General features: G+C 63.6%; 25 protein-coding genes and 1 pseudogene. 16 read left to right on the top strand and 10 right to left on the bottom strand.

What is annotated here, in order from left to right; translation table 11 throughout:
* The first annotated feature begins 28 nt into the window (after positions 1–28).
* Positions 29–298 carry a DUF3077 domain-containing protein gene (locus tag AC1TXO_RS19420; RefSeq protein WP_054894681.1) on the top strand — a complete coding sequence of 90 codons (270 nt, stop codon included), beginning with the start codon at positions 29–31 and terminating at the stop codon, positions 296–298.
* Between the two features lie 298 nt (positions 299–596).
* On the opposite strand, the gene AC1TXO_RS19415 is transcribed toward AC1TXO_RS19420, so the two are convergent.
* The gene (locus tag AC1TXO_RS19415) at positions 597–779 is read right to left on the bottom strand and encodes a hypothetical protein (protein WP_486403232.1); all 183 of its coding nucleotides are present in this window, start codon (positions 777–779) and stop codon (positions 597–599) included.
* A 172-nt stretch (positions 780–951) separates the two neighbouring features.
* Between AC1TXO_RS19415 and AC1TXO_RS19410 the strand changes: the two genes are divergently transcribed.
* From AC1TXO_RS19410 to AC1TXO_RS19400, 3 genes are all read left to right on the top strand, one after another.
* Complete coding sequence (locus AC1TXO_RS19410) at positions 952–1,101, top strand: hypothetical protein (RefSeq protein ID WP_486403231.1); 150 nt, start codon at positions 952–954, stop codon at positions 1,099–1,101.
* A 152-nt stretch (positions 1,102–1,253) separates the two neighbouring features.
* On the top strand, positions 1,254–2,462 hold the full coding sequence (locus AC1TXO_RS19405; RefSeq protein ID WP_486403230.1) for an MFS transporter: 1,209 nt from the start codon (positions 1,254–1,256) through the stop codon (positions 2,460–2,462).
* A gap of 155 nt (positions 2,463–2,617) precedes the next feature.
* Positions 2,618–3,229 (top strand): TetR/AcrR family transcriptional regulator, encoded by a 612-nt coding sequence (locus AC1TXO_RS19400; protein ID WP_486403229.1) that lies wholly within the window; start codon positions 2,618–2,620, stop codon positions 3,227–3,229.
* 75 nt (positions 3,230–3,304) lie between these two features.
* On the opposite strand, the pseudogene AC1TXO_RS19395 reads toward AC1TXO_RS19400, so the two are convergent.
* Both AC1TXO_RS19395 and AC1TXO_RS19390 read right to left on the bottom strand, forming a co-directional pair.
* A pseudogene (locus AC1TXO_RS19395) lies at positions 3,305–3,721 on the bottom strand (MAPEG family protein); the annotation flags it as partial.
* A complete protein-coding gene (locus tag AC1TXO_RS19390) occupies positions 3,718–4,032 on the bottom strand; it encodes a DUF2834 domain-containing protein (protein ID WP_486403228.1) in 315 nt (104 codons plus the stop codon). The gene AC1TXO_RS19390 and the pseudogene AC1TXO_RS19395, both read right to left, overlap by 4 nt.
* 106 nt (positions 4,033–4,138) lie before the next feature.
* On the opposite strand from AC1TXO_RS19390, the gene AC1TXO_RS19385 reads away from it, so the two are divergent.
* The 3 genes from AC1TXO_RS19385 (at position 4,139) to AC1TXO_RS19375 (ending at position 6,242) form a co-directional block, all read left to right on the top strand.
* The gene (locus AC1TXO_RS19385; protein ID WP_486403227.1) at positions 4,139–4,963 is read left to right on the top strand and encodes a helix-turn-helix domain-containing protein; all 825 of its coding nucleotides are present in this window, start codon (positions 4,139–4,141) and stop codon (positions 4,961–4,963) included.
* Positions 4,964–5,069: 106 nt separating this feature from the next.
* Positions 5,070–5,339: a contact-dependent growth inhibition system immunity protein gene (locus AC1TXO_RS19380; RefSeq protein ID WP_486403226.1), complete on the top strand. Its 270-nt coding sequence runs from the start codon at positions 5,070–5,072 to the stop codon at positions 5,337–5,339.
* 681 nt (positions 5,340–6,020) lie between these two features.
* Complete coding sequence (locus AC1TXO_RS19375; protein WP_486403225.1) at positions 6,021–6,242, top strand: hypothetical protein; 222 nt, start codon at positions 6,021–6,023, stop codon at positions 6,240–6,242.
* Between the two features lie 79 nt (positions 6,243–6,321).
* Here AC1TXO_RS19375 and AC1TXO_RS19370 read toward each other — a convergent pair whose 3' ends face one another.
* Complete coding sequence (locus tag AC1TXO_RS19370) at positions 6,322–7,596, bottom strand: mechanosensitive ion channel family protein (RefSeq protein ID WP_486403224.1); 1,275 nt, start codon at positions 7,594–7,596, stop codon at positions 6,322–6,324.
* A 139-nt stretch (positions 7,597–7,735) separates the two neighbouring features.
* On the opposite strand from AC1TXO_RS19370, the gene AC1TXO_RS19365 reads away from it, so the two are divergent.
* Complete coding sequence (locus AC1TXO_RS19365; protein ID WP_486403223.1) at positions 7,736–9,058, top strand: DEAD/DEAH box helicase; 1,323 nt, start codon at positions 7,736–7,738, stop codon at positions 9,056–9,058.
* Positions 9,059–9,121: 63 nt separating this feature from the next.
* Here AC1TXO_RS19365 and AC1TXO_RS19360 read toward each other — a convergent pair whose 3' ends face one another.
* Entirely contained in the window at positions 9,122–9,394 is a 273-nt protein-coding gene (locus AC1TXO_RS19360; RefSeq protein ID WP_486403222.1) for a hypothetical protein, read from the bottom strand.
* Positions 9,395–9,548: 154 nt separating this feature from the next.
* Here AC1TXO_RS19360 and AC1TXO_RS19355 point away from each other — a divergent pair, with 154 nt between their 5' ends.
* The 3 genes from AC1TXO_RS19355 (at position 9,549) to AC1TXO_RS19345 (ending at position 11,622) form a co-directional block, all read left to right on the top strand.
* Positions 9,549–9,953 (top strand): transcriptional regulator, encoded by a 405-nt coding sequence (locus tag AC1TXO_RS19355; protein ID WP_486403221.1) that lies wholly within the window; start codon positions 9,549–9,551, stop codon positions 9,951–9,953.
* 99 nt (positions 9,954–10,052) lie between these two features.
* Positions 10,053–10,979 (top strand): DMT family transporter, encoded by a 927-nt coding sequence (locus AC1TXO_RS19350; protein WP_486403220.1) that lies wholly within the window; start codon positions 10,053–10,055, stop codon positions 10,977–10,979.
* A gap of 397 nt (positions 10,980–11,376) precedes the next feature.
* A complete protein-coding gene (locus AC1TXO_RS19345) occupies positions 11,377–11,622 on the top strand; it encodes a DUF3077 domain-containing protein (RefSeq protein WP_486403219.1) in 246 nt (81 codons plus the stop codon).
* 205 nt (positions 11,623–11,827) lie between these two features.
* On the opposite strand, the gene AC1TXO_RS19340 is transcribed toward AC1TXO_RS19345, so the two are convergent.
* On the bottom strand, positions 11,828–13,000 hold the full coding sequence (locus AC1TXO_RS19340; protein WP_486403218.1) for a YbfB/YjiJ family MFS transporter: 1,173 nt from the start codon (positions 12,998–13,000) through the stop codon (positions 11,828–11,830).
* Positions 13,001–13,106: 106 nt separating this feature from the next.
* Between AC1TXO_RS19340 and ptrR the strand changes: the two genes are divergently transcribed.
* Both ptrR and AC1TXO_RS19330 read left to right on the top strand, forming a co-directional pair.
* Positions 13,107–14,000, top strand: coding sequence for a putrescine utilization regulator PtrR (gene ptrR, locus AC1TXO_RS19335; protein ID WP_486403217.1), 894 nt, complete (start codon positions 13,107–13,109; stop codon positions 13,998–14,000).
* Between the two features lie 125 nt (positions 14,001–14,125).
* Entirely contained in the window at positions 14,126–14,254 is a 129-nt protein-coding gene (locus AC1TXO_RS19330) for a PA1414 family protein (protein ID WP_486403216.1), read from the top strand.
* Between the two features lie 144 nt (positions 14,255–14,398).
* On the opposite strand, the gene AC1TXO_RS19325 is transcribed toward AC1TXO_RS19330, so the two are convergent.
* Both AC1TXO_RS19325 and speB read right to left on the bottom strand, forming a co-directional pair.
* Positions 14,399–15,778 (bottom strand): sodium:solute symporter family protein, encoded by a 1,380-nt coding sequence (locus tag AC1TXO_RS19325; protein WP_486403215.1) that lies wholly within the window; start codon positions 15,776–15,778, stop codon positions 14,399–14,401.
* 147 nt (positions 15,779–15,925) lie between these two features.
* Positions 15,926–16,876 (bottom strand): agmatinase, encoded by a 951-nt coding sequence (gene speB, locus AC1TXO_RS19320; RefSeq protein ID WP_416737193.1) that lies wholly within the window; start codon positions 16,874–16,876, stop codon positions 15,926–15,928.
* Between the two features lie 226 nt (positions 16,877–17,102).
* Here speB and AC1TXO_RS19315 point away from each other — a divergent pair, with 226 nt between their 5' ends.
* From AC1TXO_RS19315 to AC1TXO_RS19305, 3 genes are all read left to right on the top strand, one after another.
* Positions 17,103–17,996, top strand: coding sequence for a LysR family transcriptional regulator (locus tag AC1TXO_RS19315; RefSeq protein WP_112897730.1), 894 nt, complete (start codon positions 17,103–17,105; stop codon positions 17,994–17,996).
* Positions 17,997–18,136: 140 nt separating this feature from the next.
* Positions 18,137–19,702, top strand: a complete 1,566-nt coding sequence (locus tag AC1TXO_RS19310; RefSeq protein ID WP_486403214.1) for a methyl-accepting chemotaxis protein — start codon at positions 18,137–18,139, stop codon at positions 19,700–19,702.
* Positions 19,703–19,867: 165 nt separating this feature from the next.
* Positions 19,868–20,467: a tRNA-uridine aminocarboxypropyltransferase gene (locus tag AC1TXO_RS19305; protein WP_486403213.1), complete on the top strand. Its 600-nt coding sequence runs from the start codon at positions 19,868–19,870 to the stop codon at positions 20,465–20,467.
* A gap of 146 nt (positions 20,468–20,613) precedes the next feature.
* Here the strand turns inward: AC1TXO_RS19305 and AC1TXO_RS19300 are convergent, their stop codons facing one another.
* Together AC1TXO_RS19300 and AC1TXO_RS19295 are read right to left on the bottom strand one after the other, a co-directional pair.
* The gene (locus AC1TXO_RS19300) at positions 20,614–21,969 is read right to left on the bottom strand and encodes an HlyD family type I secretion periplasmic adaptor subunit (RefSeq protein ID WP_486403212.1); all 1,356 of its coding nucleotides are present in this window, start codon (positions 21,967–21,969) and stop codon (positions 20,614–20,616) included.
* Positions 21,970–22,024: 55 nt separating this feature from the next.
* Positions 22,025–24,160, bottom strand: a complete 2,136-nt coding sequence (locus AC1TXO_RS19295; protein ID WP_486406866.1) for a type I secretion system permease/ATPase — start codon at positions 24,158–24,160, stop codon at positions 22,025–22,027.
* Between the last annotated feature and the right edge of the window lie 73 nt (positions 24,161–24,233).

Raw genomic sequence — 24,233 nt, 5'->3', positions numbered from 1 at the left:
AGCATCAGGTTTTCAGGGAGATTGAGGGATGGATACAAGCGACACCACACCGAACACCACCGTCGGTAAAACACGGTTCTACCAAGGCAAGGGCCTGACCCAGCCGCTGTTCTGCATAGAGCCCGGCATCCCGTGCGAGCGTGCGCGTGAGCAGGCTTCGGAGTTGATGGGGTATGTGCGCGACATGACCTTGAGCGGGGTGATGGATGAGAACCCGCAACTGGTCTGGGCTTCGTATTACCTGAGTGCACTGGCCAAGGCATTGATGGACGATGCGGAGCTGGGGATGCGCCGGTAAAGACGGTTGTACCGGACCTCGAGTTGAGTGGGTTGTGGGAGTGGCGGTTCGGCGTCGCGACTTGCCCGCGAGAAAGGCACCGCGGTGGATGGCACCGGCTATGCCGGTGATCGCGGGGCAAGCCCGCTCCTACAGAGGCCGGAACAGGATGCGGGGGAATTTGCCAGGGCCTGTGAGCGGCGTGCGTGGGCTAATTGCCAAGAGCGAATCTCGCTGAGGTATTGCGAATATCTGCTTCGGCAGCAGAAATAGTGACGGATGCTCCTTTCTTTACGTCCCCCGCGCCAATTTGTTTCGATCAGGCGCCGTTCTCAACAGAGACAGTAGTGGTCAGAAACTGGTCGTTTACCAAAACGACAATGGCGTGGTGCTTTGAGGCTTTGCCTTCCACAGTAAGCGGGAATTTGAGGTCCGAGGATGACGCCCCCGCGTCCACGGTTTTCTGGTTGGCATCTTTAACTGAAGTAATCGTGATGGTCATCGGTTATCTCCTGAAAAATTGACTGCTCTATGAACTTATTGATAGAGCCTTTGGATAACAACTGGCAAAAATGTCAGTTGACCTGGGCAGATAAGAAAGTTTCCGCGTAGGGAAGCGCGAACGCCTACTTGTCGCCAAACAGCTATGCGTCCAAGCACGAGACGCACCCCAGGTGCCCACATGGAACTACGAAGTGGTGCATGTGCATGGCGATGCGTGTGATGCCGAAAGAAAACCTCCTGCGCCGCACCCTGTACCCGCTGACTCGCCACCAGGAGTCCAGGGAGATCACGCCCTGGAAGATGGGCGATGCTCCGCGTGAACAGGAAGAAGGGAGCCGAGCCACAGGGGTCTGGTCCGCCCATGGAGATTTACATTCAGAGCGTATGATAATAAGGTTCTAATCATACGGAGTGTATGTAATCTTGCCCTGGCCATGATCGCGCAAGGGCCTTTGGATAAGGAGATTCGAGAATGTTCGGCACCTACCGCGAGTTGTTTCAAGCCAGGGCTGTCAAGGGTTTTGCCCTGGCTGGCCTGTTGGCCCGGCTACCGTTGCCGATGACCGGGATCGGGATCATTACCATGCTGTCGCAGATCACCGGCAGTTATGGCTTGGCCGGTGCGGTGGCAGCCATTTTTGTGCTGACCTACGCGCTGATGTCGCCGCAGATTTCGCGCCTGGTCGACCGCCATGGCCAGCGTCGAGTATTACCAGCCGCCGCTGGGCTTAGCGTGCTGGGAACCCTCATGCTGCTGGCTTGCGGCTATTGGCAACTGGCGGAGTGGACGCTGTTCGTCGGCGCAGCACTTGCCGGCTGTATGCCCAGCATGTCGGCGATGGTGCGCGCACGCTGGACCGCGATCTACCGCGGCAAGGCGCAACTGCAGAGCGCTTATGCGCTGGAAACCGTTCTCGATGAAGTCACCTTCATTGCCGGTCCGCCGATTTCGGTGGGCCTGAGCGTGGCGGTACTGCCACAGGCAGGGCCGCTGGCTGCCGCCGTGCTCCTGGCCATCGGCGTGTTCGCCTTGGTGGTGCAGGTCGGCACCGAGCCGCCGGTGGAGGTCGAAGCCGTCACGGGGCAAGGCAGCAATTCGGTGATCCGGCTGCCCGACGTTCAACTACTCACCTTGCTGATGGTCGCCATGGGCGTGATCGTTGGTACCGTCGACATCGTCAGTGTGGCATTCGCCGAGCAGCAGGGCATGCCGGTCGCGGCAAGTGTGGTGCTGTCCTGCTATGCCATCGGTTCCTGTGTCGCCGGGCTGATGTTCGGTGCGCTCAAACTCGATACCCCGCAACACAAGCTGCTCCTGCTGGGCGGGCTGGCGACCGCGACGACGACCTTGCCGCTGCTGCTGGCGGGAAACATTGTCGGGTTGGCCGGCGCCGTACTGGTCGCAGGCTTGTCCTTTGCCCCGACAATGATCGTGGCCATGTCGCTGGTAGAGCGCATCGTGCCCGAAAGTAAGCTGACCGAAGGCATGACCTGGTTGCTCGCCGGCCTCAACATCGGCGTGGCCGGCGGTGCAGCGACATCGGGGCTGGTGGTTGATGCATGGGGCGCCAAGGCCGGATTCAACGTGGCCTTGGCCGCTGGGGCCGCAGTGTTGCTGGTCGCGCTCTGGGGCTACCAGCGCCTGCGCGCCCGGGCCCAGCAGGCGTCGTATTCGCTTTGATCGGCTTCGGACTGGCGACGGGCCATGTGGACTGGGGTTTGCCTGGCGCACGACGAGGCGGCAGGCTTGTCAGTGCGCCTCGCGCCCAAGACAATGAGCGCAAGGCATGAACACGCTTTGCCCATCCCATGCCGTTGAAGACAAGGAATAGCTTGATGGTCCGTCGCACCCGCGCCGAAATGCAAAAAACCCGGGCTCTGTTACTGGTCACTGCCCGCCAGATGTTCAGCGAGTCAGGGTATGCGCACACTTCGATGGACGATTTGACCGCCCGGGCGGGCTTGACCCGGGGGGCGCTGTACCACCACTTTGGCGACAAGAAGGGGTTGCTGGCGGCGGTTGTCGAGCAACTCGACGCCGAAATGGACGATCGCCTGCGTGCTATCACCGACACCGCCGAGAACGCCTGGGACGGTTTTCGCCAACGTTGCCGCGCCTATCTGGAAATGGCGCTGGAGCCCGAGATTCAGCGCATCGTGCTGCGCGATGCCAGAGCGGTGCTGGGCGGCGGCTCGCCTGAGGCCCAGCGGCATTGCATAGAGTCGATGCGCCAGTTGATCGAGAACCTTGTTCTGCAGGGTGTGTTTGTACAGGCGCAGGCTGAAGCGCTGGCCGCATTGATCTACGGCAGTTTGGCGGAGGCGACGGTATGGATCGCGGAAGTCGAGAACGGCGACACGCGGCTGGCGCAGGCAAGCCAGGCGTTCGACCTACTGTTGCGCGGGGTGTTAAAACGGCCTGCAGACTCTACAGGGGAAGCTGGCTAGTGCTGCTTGGTTTTTGATTGCAGGGGGCCGCTTTGCGGCCCTTTCGCGGGGCAAGTCGGGGCGCCGAACCGCCGCCCCACCGGAACTGATCATCACGCAAAACCCGAGTAGAGAAAGAACCCCGATACCATAGAAAACAATGCGCCAAGGCTGGATGCCATTCAAGTATGCCAACGTATGCAGCAACCTGGGCATGGTGAACAGGATGCTCAACCCTACCATAGCGGACGCAGGCGCATTCATGGCTAAGGCCAGCCTACCCAATGCGAAGAATGCCGGGATATTTTCCAGATCGTTCACCCAGGCCCTGTTCGCTCGAATCACTTTTGAAAGCTCCTTTTCACGAGCGACTTGATTGAAACCAGCGGCGTCCTCCGTGATGGTGAATGCTCTGTAGCGTAAGCGGAAAAACCCTTGGTAACAGGATATCGAAAACATCTTGAGAAACAGCACAACCACACAGACTGCATAAACGATCAAGGCATTTCTTATCGCCGGCGCCCTCGATCAAGGCCATTGACCACGATATACAGCAGCGGCCCGGCAGAAACGAATACAGCGGTCAACAGCAGGTAAGGAAACACGGCGATCGGTGCCCCGCCACGAGCACGATTATCCGTCACCATCCAGAAGCAGGCCATTCCCGCCATCAGGTACAAGTCAATGACCAACTGGGCTGTGTCAGGTCGTGAAATCAACTCAAGCCCAAAAGCCATCAGCGACTGTTCTGCAATCTGCATCGTCCAGCCGGTGTACATCGAAAAGAGCACCAGCGATACCAGCGCAATGAAGCGAAGTGCCATGGTCCAGTCCTTGATAGGGTTTACTGGCACAGTAGTGGTAGGGTTGTTGACGCTCAATGACCTGTGAGGTCATTGAGGTGAACTGCCAGGACGGTAGAGGAGAACCATGGATTACCAGTTGTTCCACCAGAAGTCACCTGCACCGACGACGACGGCGGGTCAGCACGTGCGTCACTTGCGTCGGCAAGCAGCACTCAGCCAGCTTGACCTTGCGCTCATGGCTGGGGTTTCCCAGCGCCACCTCAGCTGCGTTGAAACGGGGCGCGCCAAAGCCAGTCCCAGCACCTTGCACGCCATATTGTCGGCACTCAATACACCGCTGGATCAATGCAACGACGTTTTTCTTGCTGCTGGCTACGCGCCCCGTTACAGCGCAAAGCCGCTTGAGTCGCCCGCCCTGGATGTGGTTCGCACGGCCATTGACCATATTCTGCATGCGAACGATCCGGCACCTGCCATCGTTATCGACAGCAACTGGGATATCACTGCCGCCAACGTGAGTACAGGGCTGCTATTGGCGATGGCGGGCGTCGCGCAGGACGGGGCATCTGGCCTCAACCTCCTGGAAACACTCTTCTGCTCCGGCGGCCTGGGTGATCGGTTAGTCAATGCCCAGGAGATCCGAAGTGCGGCGTGGCAACGCGCCTCCCGGGAGTCCGTCAGTAATCCCGTGCTCGCAGAGCGCCTGAGCCGTTTTCCGCCGCCAGGCTTTGCCTTGCCGGCACCGACAGCCAGCCCTCTGCTACTGACGCGGGTGTGCACCGCAGACGGCGAGTTGAGATTCCTCTCAACCTTCACGACTTTCGGCATGCCCTTGGACATCACCGTTGAATCACTGCGGATCGAACACCTGATTCCAGCCGATTTATCGACCAGGCAGAGGATGATGCAAGCCTTCAACGATTGGAATGCAGATTACGGCCATGATTGAATGGGTCGCTAGCAGCCTTTCGCGAATGACCGTTAACGACCCGAAGCAGCCCTTCGCACTGCGTTTGAACTGTCGGTAAGATCCTTTTCCCAACCAGCACGAACAGATGCCAATGTCCCAACAGACGACACTAACCAGCATCATCGGCCCTTGGAAAGGAGAGGCGTCGACAACGTTACTGCAACGCTGTCGAGATGCTTGGGACACGCCCTTTAAAGAGCTTTCAGATCTCATGGTCGCTACTTTTCTGAATCAGCGAATCGCAGTTCCTCAAATGTTGGCCGAGGCCAGGCGGCGGCTGGATACAGAGCCCCGCGATGACACGGAATACTTCGATGGCCAGCTACTTGAGGCAGTTATCGGAGCCGACAACTGACCGCTTCTGGCCGATAGCAGCTATCTACGGAGGGCTGCTTTGGGTCGAAAGCTGTCGTTCGAGATTGACCAGTTTGGGGCTTTCATACCTCAACGCGCCAGAGACCAGATCTGTCATAGTGGCAAAGCCCTTTGAACATCCGCCATCATTCTGCAAGGGCTCTTCTAATGGGTTCGTACCTTGGAGATAGATAGGAGTGATGGGCGCTCTGGAGCAGCCTAACCATTGAATCCAATCACTTTCGTATCGATGCGCCTCTCTCCCTCCCCACTCCCAACTTGCACTATCCCCCACACCCAGCTAAATTCCCCCAGTCGCCGAAGCATCGGCGATACGACCTTGGCCGGTCGGAATCGAAAGGCGCATCAGCGCCAAATCGTCATCGCAGGCGCTTTTTTTGTGCCCGTGATGTCGAGTCATGGCAGTGGTGCGCGGGACACCTTCGGGTGTGCCGGGCTCCTTTCGTCCCGGTCGGCCAACCCGCGTACTGCTGCCACCTCAACTTGCTTGGCCGCGAGCGGTGGCAGTTCCACAACGAAAGGAACTCATGCATGACCACTGCACATCCGTCGAGGATCCTCGCATTCGCGCTCCACCATTGCTTACCGGTTCCGGTAACGCGAGCCCGTCGTTTCTATCTTCCTTACAGCCCGTTCACCCGCGAAGCGAAGCAGGTGACTCATGACTGATCATGAACGGCTTTCCACAATCCAATCTTACGCGTGGACCCTGGAGCTACTGGGCGAGGCCCTGGCTCAGCAGGATGAGTTGCTGGAGTGCGAGCACAATCCGCAATTGGGTGTTCGAGGTACGGCGGGGATTCATCAGGCGATCCGCATCATCAGTCGGTTGACGGCGGAGGAGTGTGGGAGGGTGATTGAATTGGCGGGGGAACCTGGGTAGTGCTGCTTGGTTTTTGATTGCAGGGGGCCGCTTTGCGGCCCTTTCGCGGGACAAGCCCGCTCCTACAGGGGAGCGCTTTTCAGGCCTCGCTCATCCGCTCGACCCGCGCCGCCAGCCCTGAGCGCATATCACTACCGCTAGGCTGCTGATAAAGACTCAACCCAAACTCCGGCAACACCGCCAGCAGGTAATCGAAAATATCGCCCTGAATCCGCTCGTACTCGGCCCACACCGTGGTGCGGGTGAAGCAGTAGATCTCCAGCGGCACGCCCTCGGCGCTGGTCTGCATCTGGCGGACCATGCAGGTCATGTTCGGGTGCACGTCGGGGTGGTTCTTCAGGTACGCCAGGGCGAAGGCGCGGAAGGTGCCGATGTTGGTCAGCTTGCGGCGGTTGGCCGAGAGTTCGGCGACCAGGCCCTGGGCTTCGTTCCAGTCGTGCAGCTCCTTGCGTTTGCCCGCCAGGTAGTCGCCGAGCAGGCGCACACCGCCCAGGCGCTGTTCTTCCTCGAGGGTGAGAAAGCGCACGCCGGTGGCGTCGATGAACAGGCTGCGCTTGATGCGCCGCCCGCCGGACTGCTGCATGCCGCGGTAGTTGCGGAACGACTCGCTCATCAGGCGCCAGGTGGGGATGGAGACGATGGTCTTGTCGAAGTTCTGCACCTTGACCGTGTGCAGGGTGATGTCGATCACATCACCGTCGGCGCCGACCTGAGGCATTTCGATCCAGTCGCCGACGTGGAGCATGTCGTTGCTGGTCAGCTGGACGCTGGCGACGAACGACAGCAGGGTATCCTTGTACACCAACAGCAGCACCGCCGACATCGCACCCAGGCCCGACAGCAGCAACAGCGGCGAGCGGTCGATCAGGGTGGCGACGATGACGATGGCGCTGAACACCCACAGCACCATCTTCGCCAGTTGCACATAGCCCTTGATCGAGCGGGTGCGCGCGTGTTCGGTGCGGGCGTAGATGTCCAGCAGGCCGTCGAGCAGGCACGACAGGGCGCGGGTGAGGAACAGCAGGGTGACGGCCAGGGCCAGGTTGCCGAGAAAATGCTGGGCGGTGGCCGACAGCTCCGGCACCAGCTTCAGGCCGAACTGCAGGATCAGCGACGGCGTGGTCTGCGCCAGGCGGTGGAAGACCTTGTTGTGGCGCAGGTCGTCGAGCCAGCGCAGCGGTGGCTGGCGGGCCAGCAGGCGGGTGCTGTGCAGCAGGAGGAAGCGCGCCAGGCGCCCGACCAGCAGCGACACCAGCAGCAGGACCACCACGCCGAGAGAGGCGTGCAGCAGCGGGTGTTGGTCGAGGGTGCCCCAGAGGTCCAGGGCGTCGTGCCAGATTCGTTGGATATCCATGTGTCGATGCATTCAGTGGGTCGAACGGAGCGCCATTAGAGCGCGGAACGCGTGGATGGTGCCAAAAGAAATTCGGCGTCAGCCACGGAAAACGTTACCCTATGCAACCGAATTGTCCGCATCTGTCTGAGGTACACCCGTGTTTTCCCAATTCGCCCTGCACGAACGCCTGCTCAAAGCCGTGGCCGAGCTGAAATTTGTCGAGCCGACCCCGGTGCAGGCAGCGGCCATTCCCCTGGCCCTGCAAGGGCGTGACCTGCGGGTCACGGCGCAGACCGGCAGCGGCAAGACCGCCGCCTTCGTGCTGCCGCTGCTCAACCGCCTGGTCGACCTCAAAGGCGGGCGCGTCGAGATCCGCTCGCTGATCCTGCTGCCGACCCGCGAACTGGCCCAGCAGACCCTCAAGCAAGTGCAGCTGTTCTCGCAGTTCACCTACATCAAGGCTGGCCTGGTCACCGGCGGTGAAGACTTCAAGGAACAGGCCGCCATGCTGCGCAAGGTGCCGGACGTGCTGATCGGCACCCCGGGCCGCCTGCTCGAGCACCTCAACGCCGGCAACCTCGACCTCTCCCACGTGCAGGTGATGATCCTCGACGAAGCCGACCGCATGCTCGACATGGGCTTCGCCGAAGACATGGAGCGCCTGTGCAAGGAGTGCGAGAACCGCGAGCAGACCCTGCTGTTCTCCGCCACCACCGGCGGTGCGGCGCTGCGCGACATCATCGGCAAGGTATTGAAGGACCCTGAGCACCTGATGCTCAACAGCGTCTCGCAACTGGCCGAAGGCACCCGCCAGCAGATCATCACCGCCGATCACGACCAGCATAAAGAAGCGATCGTGCAGTGGCTGCTGGCCAACGAGACCTTCGACAAGGCGATCATCTTCACCAACACCCGCGCCCTGGCCGACCGCATCTACGGTCACCTGGTGGCCAAGGATGTGAAGGCCTTCGTCCTGCACGGCGAGAAGGACCAGAAAGACCGCAAGCTGGCCATCGAGCGCTTCAAGCAGGGCAGCTCCAAGGTGCTGGTGGCCACCGACGTGGCGGCCCGTGGCCTGGACATCGACGGCCTGGACCTGGTAATCAACTTCGACATGCCACGCAGCGGCGACGAGTACGTACACCGCGTGGGCCGTACCGGCCGTGCCGGTGGCGAAGGCCTGGCGATCTCGCTGATCACCCACAACGACTGGAACCTGATGTCGAGCATCGAGCGCTATCTCAAGCAGCAGTTCGAGCGCCGCGTCATCAAGGAGGTCAAGGGCACCTACAGCGGGCCGAAGAAGGTCAAGGCTTCGGGCAAGGCCGTTGGCGCGAAGAAGAAAAAGGTCGACAAGAAGACCGGCGAGAAGAAAGCCGCCGCCAAGCGCAAGCCGACTGCCAAGCCGCGCCCGAACGCGCCGCTGGCCAGCTCCGACGGCCTGGCACCGTTGAAGAAGCGTACGCCGAAGGCGGAATAACAACCTCTCCATCCCTGTGTGAGCAAGACAGTTGCTCACACAAAGGGTGTCAGGCTGCTAGATTCAGCCCGCCTTTTGCTCCGCCTCTTTCAACTCCTTCACCCGTTTGTCGATCAGCTGGCATTTGTCCGGCAGGTCCTTGCTCGCCGTCCCCAGCTCCATGCCCTGGAGCTCATCGTTGATCTCCTTGGCCTTCTGCGGGTTCTGCTCGGTCAGTTGCGTTACCAGCTTGGCCAGTTCCTCGCGCTTTTGCGTGGCTTCTTCCGGGGTGCAGGCCCAGGCGGGCAGGGCGCAGGAGAGGCTGGCGAAGAGGGCGATGCGGCATAACGTATTCATTGAGATGGCCTCTGTGAGGGTTGTTCGGTTGAGGCTGGACGAGGCTGATAAGTTCAGATCGCTCAACTTTATGGCCAGCAACTCGGCTGAACGGATCCGACAGGCCTCCGGTCCGATGCTGTGTACCCACCGTCCACAGCAAGAGGCCACTGCCATGAGCACCTACGACTGGGACCTGATCGAACGCTTGCTGCACGAGGTGCAGAACGGCGCCGGTCACAGCTTCACCCCACGCCCCTACGCCGAGCAGCATGCTGCGGCGATGGCCGCCAAAGGCCAGCCGGTGGGCGATCTGGATCATCTGAAAACCCGCGCCTGTGAATACGAGAAGCTGCTGTTCGAGCGCGGGTTCATCGAAAGCCGGCCCGAAGACGATGGCGGCAACGGTGAGAACTTCGTGCTCACCGAGCGCGGCTCGCGCCTGCTCAGCCTCATCGACAGCGCCATTCCGGGGGCGGACAGCCCGCGCTTGAAGCTCGATCAGCAGGAAGACGCCCTGGATGAGTTCACCTTCGATCAGGTTTCGGCCAAGCCGCAGATCACCCCCGGTGCGATTTAGGCTGGCATCCCTGGGGCGGGGGCACCGATAATCGGCAATGGATCCATTTTCTGACTGCCGAGCGTTGCCCATGCCTTTGACCCGCCACGAGGCCCGCCCATGAGCGCGGCCCGCAAGAACACCGACGCCTTTGCCCTGCAGGTGATGCTGGGGCTGTGCCTGATCTGGGGCTCCCAGCAGGTGATGATCAAATGGGCCGCCGTCGATATCGCGCCGGTGATGCAGGCGGCGTTTCGCTCCGGTATCGCTGCGGTGCTGGTCGGGCTGCTGATGTGCTGGCGGGGCGGCTGGGGGCAGTTGGGCGCGACCTGGCGGGCGGGGTTGCTGGCAGGGGCGTTGTTCGGGCTGGAATTTCTGTTCATAGCCGAGGGGCTGAAGCTGACCTCGGCGGCGCATATGTCGGTGTTTCTCTACACGGCCCCAGTGTTCACCGCGCTGGGGCTGCACTTCATGTTGCCCAGCGAACGCCTGCGCTTGTTGCAATGGCTGGGGATCGCGCTGGCGTTTGCCGGGATTGCACTGGCATTTGCGGGCGGGCTGTCGCTGGATCAACTCGATGGGCGCGTGCTGCTCGGCGATGCCATGGCGGTGCTGGCGGGGCTGATGTGGGGCGCGACAACGGTGGTGGTGCGGGCTTCGCGGTTGTCGGAGGCTCCGGCGACCTTGACGTTGTTCTACCAGTTGATGGTGGGCTTCGTCGGCTTGTTGCTGATGGCATTGTTCAGCGGGCAGATCGGTGCGGTGTCGCTGACCCCGCTGGCGGTGGGCAGTGTGCTGTTCCAGGGATTGGTGGTGTCGTTCTTCAGTTACCTGACCTGGTTCTGGTTGCTGCGCCAGTACCTGGCATCGAACCTGGCGGTGTTTTCGTTCATCACGCCGTTGTTCGGGGTGACGTTCGGGGTGCTGTTGCTGGATGAGCCGCTGAGCATGAACTTCGTGGCGGGGGCGGTGATGGTGTTGGGCGGGGTAGTGCTGGTGAGTGCCGAGCCTTGGGTGCGGCGGCAGTTGCGGCGGGTGGTGGGGTAAGGCGGGCTGTGGCGTGTCTGATTTTTCCTAATTGTCGGGCGCCGGGTTCAGGTTTTGAGTGATTCGGAACTATCCTACGCGGCTTGCGGAAGCGTCTTAATTGTCGTGGAAATGCGTCAGGGATAACTTCGTTGGGTCGTCCAAACGACAGGGTGTGAGAACCCTAATCACGATAGCGTCCGCTCTGCTATGGCAGCCGTGCGCGGGCAGGTTCGTCCTGACCGGTTCCCCTATCGTGGCCGGGTTCTCACCCCGCGTACGACTGCCACCCAATCCTGTGAGAACGAGCGAGTGGCAGTTCCTGTTTTTCACGATGGGAGTCATGCCATGAAAAAGCTCGTCCCCGATCCACCCCGCCCGACCCTCGTTCCCCACACCGCCGTGAGGAGACGTGACCATGACTGATCGATCCGATGGCTACACCACCGCAGGTGTGGCGACTTTCCTGGACATGTACCGCGTGCAGCCTGGCATTCCTTTCGAGCGCGTGCTGGAAGAGGTGTCGGTGATCCTTGGCTGTGTCCGCGAGTTGAGCGAGCAGGAACAGGCGGATCCGGTGATCGTCACCGCGCTGCATTACCTGAGCTCGATGGCCAAGGCGTTGATGAACGACCTGGAGGTTGGGCGTAACTCGGTGCATTGAGGCACAGCCCGGCCATGAAACCGCCTCGACCCTGTAGGAGCGGGCTTGCCCGCGAAAAAGATACCGCGCTGCCTGGCACGGGCTACGCCCGTGTTCGCGGGCAAGCCCGCTCCCACAGGGATTGGGCTGGTCTTTAGATTTTCAGCAAGACAGTTGCTCCCACAGCGATGGGCTGGCCTTTAGATGTTGAGCAAGACAGCTGCTTCTACACGGTGGTCGCCAGTTGCTCGGCGGCGCGTTGATCGGACCTGCTTGTCGCCACCAGCAACCCGGCGACCCCCAGCCCTGCAGCGGCCAGCAGCAGCGCTGGTTGCAGCCCGCCGCTGAAGTGGTTGCTCAGGGCGGCCAGCAACGGTCCGCTGAGCTGGCCGAGGGCGAAGCAGGCGGTCAGCAGGCCGGCGTTACGCTGGGTGGCGTGGGGCGCAAGTTCACGTGAGCGCTGCATCACCAGTTGCATGCACGCCAGGAACGGGCCTCCGCACAACAGCACGCCCAGGCCCAGGCCAATACCTCCACCCAGCAGGCAGGCCAGCACGCCCAGGGCTTGCAGCCAGAGTGTCGCGGTCAGCCAGGCGCTGGTGCGGCCTGCGCCGCGCAGGCTGACGATCAGTACGCCAAGCGCTGCGGCCAGGCCGAAGCCGGGCCAGAACAGGTCGGCAAGCCATTGCCCCTGGAACTGCTGGCTGGCCATCTGCGAAAGGAAGGTGGCCGGCAGGATGTAGCCGATGCCGTACAGCGCATAGACCAGCGCCAGGCGGGCGATGCCGCGCTGGTGTGCATGAGCCTGTACCGGTGCGTTGGTGGTCGTGGGCGTCAGCAGGTGGGCGCGGGGCAGCCACGGCAGCACGGCCAGCAGCATGACCAGTGCGGCTACCGAATACATCAGCCACAGCGCGGCCGAATCGAGGCTGAGCAGGTGTGCCCCGAGCGCGAGGAAACCGGTGATGGCGATCCCCACGCCGGGACCTGCGAACACCAGGGCGCCCAGTCGCGCCCGGCCATGGCGGCTGGCCACGTGCTGGCTGAGGCTGGTCAGCATCACCAATGCCCAGGCGCTCGCCACACCTGTGCCGAAGCGCAGCAGCAGGTGGCTCCAGAAACCGTTGGCAGCCCAGGAGGCCAGGGTCAGCAGCACGCACAGCCACAATCCGGCATGCAGGCGCAGGCGTACCTGCTGTGGGTGGCGGGCGAACATGCCGTCCACGGCGCCGATGAAATAGCCGAGATAGTTGGCTGCGGCCACCAGGCCACCTGCGGTCAGGTCGAACTGGCCCTCGGCAATCAGGCGGGGCATCTGCGGGGTCAGGGCGAAACGGCCAATGCCCATGGCCATCATCAGCGCGACGGCACTGGCCATGAGTTGCAGTAGCGGCGACATGGGAAAACTCCTGCGCGGTGATAAGCGATGGATGGCAGGGTAGGCGTTCTTGACTTTCAGTAAAATTGAATAATGATGATAAAGTTGTTCTGTTTTGGAGAATGTCGTGGACTTCAGCCAACTGCGTATCTTCCAGGCCGTCGCCGAGGAAGGCTCGGTGACCCGCGCCGCCGAGCGCCTGCACCGGGTGCCGTCGAACCTGTCGACGCGCCTGCGTCAGCTCGAGGAGCAACTGGGTGTCGAGTTGTTTTTGCGTGAGCGTCAGCGCTTGCAGTTGTCGCCGGCAGGCAAGGTACTGCTGGATTACGCCAACCGCCTCGCGGCGCTGCGCGATGAGGCCATGGCGGCGGTACAGGGTGGCCAGCCCGCCGGGGACTTCACGCTCGGCACCATGTACAGCACGGCGGCAATCCAGCTCCCGGCGTTGCTGGCGCGTTATCACCAGGCCTACCCGGCGGTGAACCTGCAGGTGCAGGCCGCGCCCAGCGGCGAACTGCTGCAGGGTCTGCTCGAGCGGCGCCTGGATGCCGCGCTGGTGGATGGCCCGCCGGGGCTGGCCGGGCTCGATGGCGTGCCGTTGTGCGAGGAACGACTGGTGCTGATCACCAGCCCCGAGCATCCGCCTGTGCGCAGTGCGCGCGATGTGGCCGGGCGTTCGGTGTTCACCTTCCGCCAGGGCTGTGCCTACCGCATGCGCCTGGAAGCCTGGTATGCCCACGACCACACGCCAATGGGGCGGGTCATGGAGATCGAGTCGTACCAGGGCATGTTGGCCTGTGTGATCGCGGGGGCGGGGGTGGCGATGATGTCGCGCTCGATGCTCGACAGCCTGCCAGGGCGCGAGCGGGTCAGCGCCCATCCATTGCAGGCGCCCTTCGATCATGCCGAGACGTGGTTGATGTGGCGCCAGGGCATGTGCGGGGCGAATCTGCAGGCCTGGATCGACCTGCAACAAGGTGAAACAGTAAACCGGCTGTCGGAGTACGGCGTTTCCGCTTGATCTGCGGCAAAATCGCCCATATCTGTAAGATTAGACGCAGGCGATATACAGAACATGGGACTATGATCTGTATGAAGCATCGCAGAATTGATTCGCCGTGAGGCTGACCCGTAAAGGGGGCAACTATGAACAAACCCATGTCCAACTGGCTCCACGACCTCGCCGTCGCCCTTGGCCTGGTACCGCCGCCATTGCAGCCGGTGCCGATTCCCAGCGACGAAGAACAGCGCAAGCGCCAGCCGCGTCGGCGCTGATAAACGCAGGAAAAAGGCCGCCGCATCCTTGGGGGATGCGGCGGCCTTTTGCGTTTTTGCAGGGGGAGTTGTGCTATGGCTTTCGCGGGCAAGCCCGCTCCCACGGAAGGGGGCGGGTTTGCTCATCCAGGCCCACTCTGCAGATCAGGCCAGGTTCACTGCCGCCGCCGGTTTGCGCGACATCAGGCTGACCACGACGAAGCTCACCAGGCCCACCGCCAGGCTGTAGTAGATCGGCGAGTTGGCATCCAGGCCGTCCTTGAACATGAAGAACAGCGCGGTGGCAAAGCCCAGCGACATGCTGGCGATGGCGCCCGGGGTGGTGGCGCGTTTCCAGAAGATCGCCCCGATGAGCGGGATCAGCATGCCGCCGACCAGCAGGTTGTAGGCCAGGGTCAGGGCACTGATCACATCGTTCACCGCCAGGGCGATCACCAGCACGGCCAGGCCAGTGAGCAGGGTGAACAGGCGGTTCACGCCCAGGCTCGAGCGCTTGCCGCCACGCAGCTTGGGCAACAGGTCTTCGGTCAGGGTGGTGGATGCCGCCAGCAGGCCGGCGCTTGCGGTCGACATCATCGCCGCCAGTGCCGCGGCCATCAGCAGGCCACGGATGCCGTCGGGCAGGGTGGTCTTGATCATCTCGGCGAAGGCGTTGTTCGGGTTGGCCAGGTCCGGCATCAGCACGTGGGCGGCCATGCCGATCAGGGCGCAGGCCAGACCGTAGATCACGCAGTACACGCCTGCGGCGGTGCCGGCGCGCTGGCAGACCTTCTCGTCACGGGCAGTGAACACACGCTGCCAGATGTCCTGGCCGATCAGGATGCCGAAGAAGTAGATCAGGAAGTAGGTGATGATGGTGTCCCAGCCGATGGTGGTGAGCTGGAAGCTGGCCGCCGGCAGCTTGGCCACCAGGGCATCCCAGCCACCGGCCTTGTACAGGCACACCGGCAGGAGGATGAACATCAGGCCCACGGTCTTGATGACGAACTGCACGATGTCGGTGAGGGTCAGCGACCACATGCCGCCGATGGTCGAGTAGACCACCACCACGCCACCGCCGAACAGCAACGCCATCCAGAACGGGACGTCGAGCAGCACTTGCAGCACGGTGCCCATCGCCAGGGTGGAGACCACGCCGATCATCAGCGCGTAGGCCAGCATGATCACGGCACTGGCCTGGCGCGCCATGGGGTTGTAGCGGCGCTCCAGGACCTGGGTCACGGTGAAGATGCGCAGGCGCAGCAGCGGTTTGGCCAGGAACAGGTTCAGGGCGATGATGCCCAGGCCCAGGGCCGCGCACAGCCAGAATCCGGAAATGCCATGGACATAGCCCAGGCGCACGGTGCCGACGGTGGACGCGCCACCCAGTACCGTGGTGGCCATGGTGCCCATGTAGAGGGTCGGGCCGAGATTGCGCCCGGCCACCAGGTAGTCTTCGTGGGTTTTCGCCCGCCGCATGCCGTACCAGCCAAGCCCGAGCATGCCGGCGGCATAGATCAGTACAACGATGATGTCCAAGGCCATGGGTGTCTCCGATTATCTTTATTATGCGAGATCGATCGCTCGGGCGCTGTCACCGCGCCCGGCGTTCCTCATCGAGTGTTGGCGGGCCTCTATGGCCCTGTCCCACGGCTCCTGCCCGGGTACTGCAGGTGTTTCAGGTCAACAGGCTCAGCGACGCACCACGCCGGGAAGCACGCAGAGCATCTCGAACAGCAGGTTGGCGCCCAGCAGCGAGGTGTTGCCGGTGGTGTCGTACGGCGGCGAGACCTCGACCAGGTCGCAGCCGATCAGGTCCAGGCCGTGGCAGCCGCGGATGATCTCCATCGCCTGGATGGTGGTCAGGCCGCCGATTTCCGGGGTGCCGGTGCCAGGTGCCCAGGCCGGGTCGATGCCGTCGATGTCGAACGACAGGTACACCGGGCCGCCACCGACCTTCTCGCGCACTTCGGCCATGAGTGGTTCCAGCGACTTGTGCCAGCACTCTTCGGCCTGCACCACGCGAAAGCCCTGGCGGCGGCTCCAGTTGAAATCGTCGGCGGTATAGCCCTGGGCGCGCAGGCCGATCTGCACCACGCGGTCGCAGTCCAGCAGGCCTTCCTCGACGGCGCGGCGGAAGGTGGTGCCGTGGGCGATCTTCTCGCCGAACATATGATCGTTGACGTCGGCGTGGGCGTCGATGTGCACCAGGCCGATCTTGCCGTGTTTCTTGTGCAGCGCCCGCAGGATCGGCAGGGTGATGGTGTGGTCGCCGCCCAGGGTCATGGGGATGACGTTGTGTTCGAGGATTTCGTCGTAGGCTTCTTCGATGATGCGCACGGCGTCGAGCAGGTTGAAGGTGTTGATCGCCACGTCACCGATGTCGGCGACCGACAGCGAGTCGAACGGGGCGGCGCCGGTGGCCATGTTGTAGGGGCGGATCATCACCGATTCGGCGCGGATCTGCCGCGGGCCGAAGCGGGTGCCGGAGCGCAGCGAGGTGCCGATGTCCAGCGGTACGCCGATGAAGGCAGCGTCCAGGCCTTCGGCGCTTTGCAGGTGGGGGAGACGGAGCATGGTGGCGATGCCGCCGAAACGCGGCATTTCGTTGCCGCCCAGTGGTTGGTGGAGAGTCTTGTCCACGGTGGGCCTCATCAGTCGGTCGATTGTTCTGTTTGTTCGAACCTGTGTCGCGGCACGCTTGGCAAGCACGAAGGCGCCAGCGACCAGGGACATTTCGGCCAGTCTGCGCAAGGTAGTGCCTGGAAAGAATCGCTACCGACAAATACTTACTTCAGGAATTTCTGAACTATCGCGGCGAAGGCGCGGTAGACTCCGAGCGAATTCCTGTTTGCGGACCCCATGCTCCATGGCCTCATCGCTGCCCGACCTGAAACTGCTGCGCATCTTCGTCAGCGTGGTGCGCCACCAGGGGTTCGCCAATGCCCAGCGCGACCTCAACCTGTCCACGTCGGCCATCAGCACCTACATGAGCCAGCTGGAGAGCGCCCTGGGCCTGGTGCTGTGCCATCGCGGGCGCGGCGGCTTCAGCCTGACCAGCAAGGGCGAGCTGTTCCATCAGGAGACCCTGCGCCTGCTGGGCGAGCTCGACGGCTTCGAGCAGTACGCCGCAGCGCTCAAGGGCGAACTGCGCGGCACCCTCAACCTGGGTGTTATCGACTCCACCGTGGGCGACCGCGCGCTGCCCTTGGCCGAGGCGATCGGCGCCTACAGCCAGGAGCACCCGGCCGTGCACTTGCACCTGTCGGTCTCCAGCCCTTACGAGCTGCAGCTGGGTGTGCAGGACAACCGTCTGGACCTGGCGATCGGCGCCTTCTCTTCGCGCATGAGCGGGCTGGTCTACCAGCCGCTGTATCGCGAGCAGCACTGGCTGTATTGCAGCAGTCGCCATCCATTGTTCAGCGAGCGGCGCATTCCGGCGCAGGTCATTACCCAGCAGCGCATGGTCGGGCGCGGCTACTGGAGCCAGGCCGAACTGGCCCGCCACGGCTTCAAGCACAGCGCCGCGACAGTGGAGAGCATGGAGGCGCAGCTGATCCTGATCCTGTCGGGCGCCTACATCGGCTATCTGCCCGAACACTATGCCCAGGCCTGGGCCGACAAGGGCGATCTGCGTGTGCTATCGCCGTCGACTTTTGGTTATCAGGCGCCATTTTCGTTGATCATTCGCCGTGGGCGCAGCCGCGAACCTTTGATCCAGACCTTCCGCGACCTGCTCAAGTCGCAGTTGAACGTGGGCTGATCGGCGTTGCCGAAAATACGTTCCGTCAGGTCGGGAACTTTTCTTGCAAATGCTGATCTCGCGCGTGAAAAAGCTCTGCTAAACCTTTACTTGCTTTGATGAAATTTCCCTCTCATCTACACAAGCAAGGACCGCCCGAGATGCGCACGAATCTGCCCGTAACCGAGCATGAAAGAACGTTCTCCAGCGAGCAGCGGTTGATTTCCACCACCGACCTGAACAGCCGGATCACCTACTGCAACGATGCGTTCGTGGCGATCAGCGGATTCACCTACGACGAGCTGGTGGGGCAGCCGCACAACCTGGTGCGCCACCCCGACATGCCGCCGTCGGTATTCGGCCATATGTGGGAAACCATCAAGCAAGGCAAACCGTGGATGGGTGTGGTGAAGAACCGTGCCAAGAACGGCGACTTCTACTGGGTCAGCGCCTATGTCACGGCGATCTACGAGAGCGGCCGCATCAGTGGCTACGAGTCGGTGCGTTCGGTGCCGACCCGCGAACAGATCCGCCGCGCCGAGGCGTTGTATGCGCGCCTGCGTGCCGAGCGCTCGCCGGTGCCCTGGGCGGCGCGGCTGAGCCATGGCCTGGGCGACGGCTGGCCGCTGATCGGCGCAGGGCTGGTCTCGGCGGCTGCGTACCTGTGGCTGCCGCCTTATGCGGCGCTGGGGCTGCTGATGACCAGCCTGCTCGGCGCCTGGTACCTGATCGAACACCGGCAGAACCAGGCCATCCGCCGGACCCTGGCCGAGCATCCCAAGGCGTTCACCAGCCCGCTGGTGGCGCTGACCTACAGCGACAACCCCGGCCTGCGCGGCCAGCTCGACCTGGCGATCATCAGCGAAGAAGCGCGCCTGCAGACCGCGCTGACGCGGCTGGTGGACGCCGGTGTCGGGGTCAAGTCGCGGGCGGCGCAGTCGGCCGAGCTGTCCGACGCCCAGGCACAGATGCTCGACCGCCAGCGCAGCGAAACCGACCAGTCGGCCACCGCCATCGCGCAGATGGCCGCGACCATCCAGCAGGTCACCCACAACGTGCAGAGCACCGCCCATGCCGCAGGCGATGCCGACCAGCTGGCGCAGCAGGGCAGCGACCTGGCCCAGCAGAGCCTGCGCGCCATGGGCAGCATGAGCGAGGCGGTGAACGACATCGGCCAGGCGGTCAACGCCCTGGCCGAGCAGACCCAGTCGATCGGCAGCGTGGTGGATGTGATCACCTCGATCGCCGAGCAGACCAACCTGCTGGCGCTCAATGCCGCGATCGAGGCGGCGCGTGCCGGCGAGCAGGGCAGGGGCTTTGCGGTGGTGGCCGATGAGGTACGGTCGCTGGCCCAGCGCACCCGCTCGTCCACCGAAGAGATCCACCAGATCATTGCCTCGTTGCGCGCCGGGGCTGAAAGGGCGGTGAGCAGTGCCAGCCGTGGCGAGCAGATTTCCCGCGACAGCGTGCACAGTGTCGAGGCGGTGCAGTCGGCCCTGACCGGCATCGTCCAGGCGGTGAGCCGCATCACCGGCATGAGCCAGCAGATGGCGACCGCCTCCGAGCAGCAGAGCCATGTGGCCGAGGATATCAACCAGCAGATCGTGCGCATCGCCCACCTGTGCGACGAGAGCGCCGGGCAGGCCAAGCAGGGTGCCGAGATCAGCCAGGACCTGGAGCGGATGGCGGAGTACCTGCATAGCCTGGCGGAACGGTTCAGTCGTTAGCGGGGATGGCGACGCCGACAAGCCCACACAGGACAGCACCGCATTCGAGGCGTGTGGTGTACCTGTGGGAGTGGGCTTGCCCCGCGAATGGCCCGCAAGGCGGGCCCCGATTTCCGGCATATCGTCCTGGCATATGGCAAAATCCCTCCGCCAACGGAGACCCCCATGCCCAGACCCCGCTGCGAACGCTGCCAGCGCCCGCTCGACCATTGCCTCTGCCCGCTGATCCCGTCACTCGCCAGCCGCACCCGCGTGGTCCTGTTGCAGCACCCCAGTGAAACCAGCCACGCCCTGAACACCGCCCGCCTGGCGGCCCTGGGCCTGGTCAATGCCGAGCTGCGCATTGGCGAAGTGTTCGACGACCTCCCTGAACTGCTCGCGACCCCGGGCTATCGGCCGGTGCTGCTGTTCCCGGGCGAGCAGGCCGAGGTGGTGTCGGCCTATGGCGAAGGCGATGCGCTGCCTCTGCTGCTGATCGTCCCCGACGGCACCTGGCGCAAGGCACGCAAGCTGCTGTATCTCAACCCGTTGCTGGAGGGCTTGCCGAGGTTGACGCTCGGCCAGGTACGGCCCTCGCGCTACCGGCTGCGCAAGGCGCCGGAGGCGGGCGCGCTGTCGACGTTGGAGGCGGTGGTGCAGGCGTTGAATGTGTTGGAGCAGCCAGCGAATTTCGATGAATTGCTCAGGCCGTTCGAGGCGTTGATCGAGGGGCAGATCAGCGCCATGGGGGCTGAGACCTTTGCGCGCAATCATGGGCAAGGATGACAGATTGGCGGGGGGCTTTTCGCGGGCAAGCCCGCTCCCACAGGGGCCTCACAGCATTCAGAATGCTATGGGCAGTTCAATTTGTGGGAGCGGCGGTTCGCCGCTGCGACTTGCCCGCGAAAAGGCCACCACGCATCCCACGGCCCTCACCGCTCGCGCATCGCCTCGGTCCTGGCCTTCATCACGGGCTTGAGCAGGTAGTCCAGCACGCTCTTCTGCCCGGTGATGATGTCCACCGTCGCGGTCATCCCGGGGATGATCAACAGCGGCTTGTTGTCGCCGCCCAGGTGATTCTTCTCGGTACGCACCTGGATCAGGTAGAACGCGTTGCCCTTGTCGTCGGTGACGGTGTCGGCGCTGATCAGCTCGAGCGTGGCCTTGAGCCCGCCGTAGATGGTGTAGTCGTAGGCACTGAACTTGACCATCGCCACTTGCCCCGGGTGCAGGAAAGCCACGTCCTGCGGGCGGACCTTGGCTTCGATCAGCAGGTTGTCCTCGATCGGCACGATCTCCACCAGGTCGCTGCCCGGCTGGACCACGCCGCCGATGGTGTTCACTTTCAGCAGCTTGACGATGCCGCGCACCGGCGACACCACGGTGGTGCGGTTGACCCGGTCGTCGATGGCGATGCTGGTGGCAGTGATCTTCGACAGCTCCGTGCGCTTGTCGTTGAGCTCCTTGGCGGCGTCCGAGCGGAAGCTGGCGTCGGACTCCTGGATCTTGCTGCGGATCTCGGCGATGGCAGCTTCGGCACGGGGGATCGCCAGGCTGGTGGCGTTGAGCTGGCCGCGGGCTTCGACGGTGCGTTGCTTGAGGCGCAGGATCTCCACCGGCGAAATCGCGCCCTTGCCCACCAGCGGCGCAGACATGTCCAGCTCCTGCTGCAGCAGGCCGACGGCCGAGCGGTACTGCTCGACCTTGGAACGGAACTCGGCAAGTTCCTGGGTCTTCTGCCGCAGTTGCTCGTTGAGCGTCTGCTTCTCGCTGGTCAGGCGGCGTTGGCGCGACTGGTACAGGGCGACTTCGTCCTCGGCCACCTGCGGGGCCTTGGCGCGGACCTCGTCCGACAGGGTGAAGGGGCGCCCTTCGGCTTCTGCCGACAGACGCTCGACCTGTGCGGTCAGGGCGTAACGGTCGGCCTCGCTCTCGCCCTTGTTCGACTTGAAGCGGGTATCGTCCAGGCGCAGCAGGGTGGCGCCCTTGTCGACCATCTGCCCTTCGCGCACGAAGATCTCGGTGACAATGCCGCCTTCGAGGTTCTGGATCACCTGCACCTTGCTCGAGGGGATGGCCTTGCCTTCGCCGACCGTGACCTCGTCGAGCACGGCGAACTTGGCCCAGACCAGCGCCACCAGCAACAGCAGCGCCGCCAGCCATACGGTAACGCGCGACAGGCGCGGCGAGTCCTGCAGGGTGGCGCCGGCCAGCTCCGGCATGTAGTCGCGCTCGGCATGCTTGTCGGTGCCGGCGAGGTGGCTGCGAACGCTATGGCTCAGGGGCATGTCGACCTCCGATGAAAACCGCGGGCCTGTGGCCGCGCGCCGTTCTTGACGTCGTTTACAGGGCAGCGCCGATACGGCCTTTGCGCAGCGCGTCGATCACCGCATCTTTCGGCCCGTCGGCCACCACCTTGCCGTTGTCCAGCACCACCAACCGCTCCACCAGGCTGAGCATCGAGCTGCGGTGGGTGACCAGCAGCAGGGTCTTGCCCGGTACCCAGGCCAGCAGGCGTTGGCGCAGTTGGTCTTCACTGCTGTTGTCCATGTGGCTGGTGGGTTCGTCGAGGATCAGCAGCGGCGGATCCAGCAACAGTGCGCGGGCCAGCAGCACGGCCTGGCGCTGGCCGCCGGAAAGCAGCTGGCCGCGCTCGCCCAGGGGGCGATCGAAGCCTTGCGGGTGTTGGCGGGCCAGTTCGCTGGCGCCGGTCAGTTCGGCGACCTCGAGCATGCGTGCATCGCTGACATGGCGCGCCCCGAGGGTCAGGTTGTCGCGCAGGCTGCCGGCAAGCAGGGGCATGTCGTGGGCGACGTAGCCGAGCTGGTTGCGCAGGTCGGCGATGTCCAGCTGGCGCAGGTCGAGGTTGTCCAGCAGCACCTGGCCCTCGTCGGGGTGGTGAAAGCCCATGAGCAAGCGGCCCAGGGTGCTCTTGCCCGAGCCGCTGCGGCCGATGATGCCGATGCGTTCGCCGGGCTTGACCGAGAGATTGATGTCGCTCAGCGCAGCGGCGGCCTGGCCGGGATAGCGGAAGGTCACGTGGCTGATGCCCAGGCCACCTTGCAGGGCCGTATGCTCCAGCGCCTGATGACCGGGCTGGCGTTCTTGCGGCAACCCCATCAGCGCATCGGTGCTGCGCATGGTCAGTTGCGCCTGCTGGTAGCGGGTGATCAGCCCGGCGATCTGCCCCAGCGGCGCCAGCACACGGCTGCCGAGCATGTAGCAGGCAACCAGCGCGCCGACGCTGAGGCTGCCGGCGATGATCGAATAGACCCCGGCGACGATGGTGGCCATGCCGCAGAACTGCTGGATGAACAAGGTGCCGTTGCTGGCCAGGGCCGACAGGTTGCGGGCATGGGCGTCCAGCCGGGCGATGGCGCCGTTGGTGTGTTCCCACTGGTACTGGCGCTCGCTTTCGGCGCCGTAGGCCTTGAGGGTTTCCAGGCCACCGAGGGTTTCGATCAGCAGGGCCTGGCGCACCGCGCCCAGGCTCAGGCTCTTCTGCACCGTGTCGCGCAGCCGCGCCTGGATCAGCAGTGCCACACCCACCGCCAGCGGGAAGGCCACCAGCGGGATCAGCACCAGCCAGCCGCCGAGCAGGCCGATCACCACCAGCATCAACACCACGAAGGGCAAGTCGATGATGCTGGTCAGGGTCACCGCGGTGAGGAATTCGCGCAGGCCCTGGAAGTCGTGGATGCTCTGGGCAAAGCCGCCGACGCTGGCCGGGCGCGCCTTCATGGCCATGCAGGTGATGCGCTCGAACAGGGTCGCCGAGAGAATCAGGTCGGTCTTCTTGCCAGCCTGGTCCAGCAGGTGCGCGCGCACCATGCGCAGCACCAGCTCGAAGGCGGTGCCGATGAACAGGCCGATGACCAGCACCCACAGGGTCGACAGCGCCTGGTTGGGCACCACGCGGTCGTAGGTCTGCATGACGAACAGCGGCACCATCAGCCCGAGCAGGTTGATCAGCAGGCTGGCGAGCAGGGCGTCGCTGTACAGCCAGCGCGAGTGCCTGAGGGTGTCGCGGAACCAGGCTTCGACCCGTGGCAGCAGCGGCGTGCGCAAGTCTTCCAAGGTGTGCCGTGGTCGGGCGAACAGGGCCTGGCCGCTGTAGGCCTGCTCCAGCGCGGGGCGCTCGACCCACTGTTCGCCGCCTTCGGCTTCGCACGGCAGGATCAACGCCCGGCCGTCTTCGCTCCAGCGCTGCAGCACCGCGCTGCGGCCGTTGTCGAGCAGCAGCAGCACCGGCAGGTTGAGGGGGGAAATGGCGGCCAGCTCACGGCGCAGGATGCGTGCCTGCAGGCCGGCCCGTGCGGCGGCGCGCGGCAGCAGCTCCAGGCCCAGGCGCTGCTCGGCCAGCGGCAGGCCGGCGCACAGGCTGGCACGGCTGGCCGGGCAGCCGTGCACCTTGCACAGGATCAGCAGGCCATCGAGCAACGGATCGTCCGCAGCCAGGGAGGGCTGCGTGCTTTGCATACTGGTCACGATGGCCTACTCCTGCCGCAGTGGACGGGAAGCGGCCGTGGCGTTGCCCGGCCGCGTTGCAGGA

Source organism: Pseudomonas sp. FA117 (genome assembly GCF_057370475.1).
Note: the sequence above shows the minus strand (reverse complement) of the source record. Positions and strands in the feature narration are given on the sequence as shown.

Bases quoted from the DNA above. Each gene is read 5' to 3' on its own strand.
- AC1TXO_RS19405 (WP_486403230.1), top strand. From the start codon at position 1,254: ATGTTCGGCACCTACCGCGAGTTGTTTCAAGCCAGGGCTGTCAAGGGT.
- AC1TXO_RS19370 (WP_486403224.1), bottom strand. From the start codon at position 7,596: ATGGATATCCAACGAATCTGGCACGACGCCCTGGACCTCTGGGGCACC.
- AC1TXO_RS19415 (WP_486403232.1), bottom strand. From the start codon at position 779: ATGACCATCACGATTACTTCAGTTAAAGATGCCAACCAGAAAACCGTG.
- AC1TXO_RS19385 (WP_486403227.1), top strand. From the start codon at position 4,139: ATGGATTACCAGTTGTTCCACCAGAAGTCACCTGCACCGACGACGACG.
- AC1TXO_RS19350 (WP_486403220.1), top strand. From the start codon at position 10,053: ATGAGCGCGGCCCGCAAGAACACCGACGCCTTTGCCCTGCAGGTGATG.
- AC1TXO_RS19390 (WP_486403228.1), bottom strand. From the start codon at position 4,032: ATGGCACTTCGCTTCATTGCGCTGGTATCGCTGGTGCTCTTTTCGATG.
- AC1TXO_RS19345 (WP_486403219.1), top strand. From the start codon at position 11,377: ATGACTGATCGATCCGATGGCTACACCACCGCAGGTGTGGCGACTTTC.
- AC1TXO_RS19380 (WP_486403226.1), top strand. From the start codon at position 5,070: ATGCCAATGTCCCAACAGACGACACTAACCAGCATCATCGGCCCTTGG.
- AC1TXO_RS19375 (WP_486403225.1), top strand. From the start codon at position 6,021: ATGACTGATCATGAACGGCTTTCCACAATCCAATCTTACGCGTGGACC.
- AC1TXO_RS19300 (WP_486403212.1), bottom strand. From the start codon at position 21,969: ATGCCCCTGAGCCATAGCGTTCGCAGCCACCTCGCCGGCACCGACAAG.
- AC1TXO_RS19420 (WP_054894681.1), top strand. From the start codon at position 29: ATGGATACAAGCGACACCACACCGAACACCACCGTCGGTAAAACACGG.
- AC1TXO_RS19340 (WP_486403218.1), bottom strand. From the start codon at position 13,000: ATGTCGCCGCTACTGCAACTCATGGCCAGTGCCGTCGCGCTGATGATG.
- AC1TXO_RS19400 (WP_486403229.1), top strand. From the start codon at position 2,618: ATGGTCCGTCGCACCCGCGCCGAAATGCAAAAAACCCGGGCTCTGTTA.
- AC1TXO_RS19305 (WP_486403213.1), top strand. From the start codon at position 19,868: ATGCCCAGACCCCGCTGCGAACGCTGCCAGCGCCCGCTCGACCATTGC.
- AC1TXO_RS19355 (WP_486403221.1), top strand. From the start codon at position 9,549: ATGAGCACCTACGACTGGGACCTGATCGAACGCTTGCTGCACGAGGTG.
- AC1TXO_RS19360 (WP_486403222.1), bottom strand. From the start codon at position 9,394: ATGAATACGTTATGCCGCATCGCCCTCTTCGCCAGCCTCTCCTGCGCC.
- AC1TXO_RS19325 (WP_486403215.1), bottom strand. From the start codon at position 15,778: ATGGCCTTGGACATCATCGTTGTACTGATCTATGCCGCCGGCATGCTC.
- AC1TXO_RS19310 (WP_486403214.1), top strand. From the start codon at position 18,137: ATGCGCACGAATCTGCCCGTAACCGAGCATGAAAGAACGTTCTCCAGC.
- AC1TXO_RS19315 (WP_112897730.1), top strand. From the start codon at position 17,103: ATGGCCTCATCGCTGCCCGACCTGAAACTGCTGCGCATCTTCGTCAGC.
- AC1TXO_RS19330 (WP_486403216.1), top strand. From the start codon at position 14,126: ATGAACAAACCCATGTCCAACTGGCTCCACGACCTCGCCGTCGCCCTT.
- AC1TXO_RS19295 (WP_486406866.1), bottom strand. From the start codon at position 24,160: ATGCAAAGCACGCAGCCCTCCCTGGCTGCGGACGATCCGTTGCTCGAT.